Origin of the sequence: Natrialba sp. PRR66 (genome assembly GCF_034808065.1) — an archaeon.
GTDB lineage: Archaea > Halobacteriota > Halobacteria > Halobacteriales > Natrialbaceae > Natrialba > Natrialba aegyptia.
This window is the reverse complement of sequence record NZ_JAXHGN010000080.1, coordinates 1-277: the sequence shown is the minus strand read 5'-3', so window position 1 is coordinate 277 and position 277 is coordinate 1. Positions and strand designations below refer to the sequence as shown.

The window sequence follows — 277 nt, the reverse complement described above, 5'->3', positions numbered from 1 at the left end:
GCCCGGCACCAGCACCCGGGCGTCGCATCCCAGCTGCGCCAGCGCCGGCGGCAACGCGCCGGTGACGTCGGCCAGTCCGCCGGTCTTGAGCAGGGGGTAGATCTCCGCGCAAACATGCAGGGCACGCATCATGCTGCCGGCGCGACACTACCCTTTTGCAGCATGTCTGCAGTGACCAGCACCACGCCGCTTTCCGTGCGGGAGAAGCGCTGCGCATCCTGCTCGGGGTTCTCGCCGATCACCGTGCCTTCGGGCAGCACGCAGCCCCGGTCGATCA

Annotated in this window: 1 protein-coding gene; it reads right to left on the bottom strand. The window is 69.3% G+C overall.

Features of this window, described 5'->3' with window-relative positions:
- Window positions 1-129 (bottom strand): glycogen/starch synthase (locus SM755_RS24360; protein ID WP_342674270.1); only part of this gene is annotated, 129 nt, incomplete at its 3' end.
- Between the last annotated feature and the right edge of the window lie 148 nt (window positions 130-277).